The sequence below is a fragment of the Gracilibacillus alcaliphilus genome, from assembly GCF_016909015.1.
Taxonomy (GTDB): domain Bacteria; phylum Bacillota; class Bacilli; order Bacillales; family Amphibacillaceae; genus Gracilibacillus; species Gracilibacillus alcaliphilus.
Window position 1 is genome coordinate 1 of the sequence record NZ_JAFBFA010000080.1, and the last position, 1,532, is coordinate 1,532.

1 protein-coding gene is annotated in these 1,532 nt (G+C 38.1%); it reads left to right on the forward strand.

Annotation, left to right across the window (positions count from 1 at the left end; translation table 11 throughout):
• Window positions 1-166: 166 nt before the first annotated feature.
• On the forward strand, window positions 167-1,528 hold the full coding sequence (locus tag JOD18_RS24065) for an IS4 family transposase (protein WP_204672017.1): 1,362 nt from the start codon (window positions 167-169) through the stop codon (window positions 1,526-1,528).
• Window positions 1,529-1,532 lie beyond the last annotated feature (4 nt).

A 1,532-nucleotide genomic window follows, 5' to 3' on the forward strand; every position in this document is an offset into this window, starting at 1 on the left:
CTCAACTTTCGCACCTAGAAAAATTTAACGAAATCAATAAGCTCAAGTGCTTGTAGTTACTATAATAGGCTCCTTGACAAAGATTTAAAACAAGAAAAACACCTTTCCGTTTGGTATAGTTGATTTGTCTAGAATCACTACCAAAACAGAAGAGGTGTCTCCTACTATGATAGCGAATAATGACTCGAATAAGCAACTGCCAACTGAAATAAAATTTGTATTTAAAGAATTAGGTGTTCTAAAACATTTGCGTAACGCTGGAATTACCAAGTCTTTTGGCATTTCTAGTGCTATTATTTTTCAATTAATCTTTCGTCTCATCTTTGAACATAAGAACTGGTTTCGTATGCTGGATAGTAAGAAAGCTCCAGATCTACCAGCGAAGGATACGGTTTATCGTTTTTTAAACAAATCTACTTTTAATTGGCGACGTTTTTTGACTGCCTTGAGCTCTTCTGTTATTTCAAAAGTGTCTGGCTTTACAAGCCATGATCGTCCCAAAGTATTTATTCTCGATGATTCTTCTTATGACAGAAACAGAAGTAAGAAAGTAGAACTTTTAGCTCGATGTTTTGATCATGCTTCTCAAAAGATGAGGTTTTATAAAGGATTTCGTATGTTGACTTTGGGATGGTCCGATGGCGCAACATTTATGCCTGTAGACTTCTCTTTATTAAGTTCGAAAAAGCACCAAATCAACGGTGTTTCCAAAGACATCGACAAGCGCAGTTCTGGTTATAAACGTCGTCAGGAAGCTTTACAAACGGCACCGGAACAAATTCCGGGTATGCTTCAGCGTGCTTTAAATGCTGGCATAGATGCATCTTATGTGTTGATGGATTCCTGGTTTACGCAGCCTCCTCTTATCAAGGACATCAAAGAACAGGGACTTGATGTGATTGGCATGGTAAAAAATTTAAAACAACGTTATCTGGTAGATGGCAAACGTGTCAGTTTAAAAGAACTTTATCGTCTGGCAAAACCGGCAACTGGGAAGAAAAGCATCCTTCGTTCTATTTACACAACACAAGCCAATGGTGTGCCTGTGAAAGTCGTATTTGTGCGTAATCGTAATAAAAAGAGCGATTGGCTCGCTATTTTGAGTACGGATTGCGCGCTTAGTGATCAAGAAATCATTCGTATCTATGGAATGCGCTGGGATATTGAAGTCTTTTTTAAGACAACCAAATCGCTTTTGAATCTACAAAAGGAGTTCCAGAGCCGGTCTTACGATGCCCTTATCAGCCATACCACGATTGTATTTACAAGGTATATCGTGCTTTCTTGGCAAAACCGTTGTAACATGGATAATCGAACGCTGGGCGGCTTATTTTATGAATTATGTGATGAAATTGATGAACTGGATTGGGCTGTCGTCTTACAGCAATTAATCGAGATTCTTGATGATGCCATCCAGCATACTAATAAAGCAATCCAAAAATTAATAAAAAATCAAGTACAGCAATGGGTGGCAGGTTTACCTAACTATATCAAGGGTTACTTGTCTATTTCAGTGTGCGAAAGTTGAGTTA

Excerpts from the sequence above, each read along its gene's own strand:
- JOD18_RS24065 (WP_204672017.1), top strand. The coding sequence starts at position 167 with ATGATAGCGAATAATGACTCGAATAAGCAACTGCCAACTGAAATAAAA.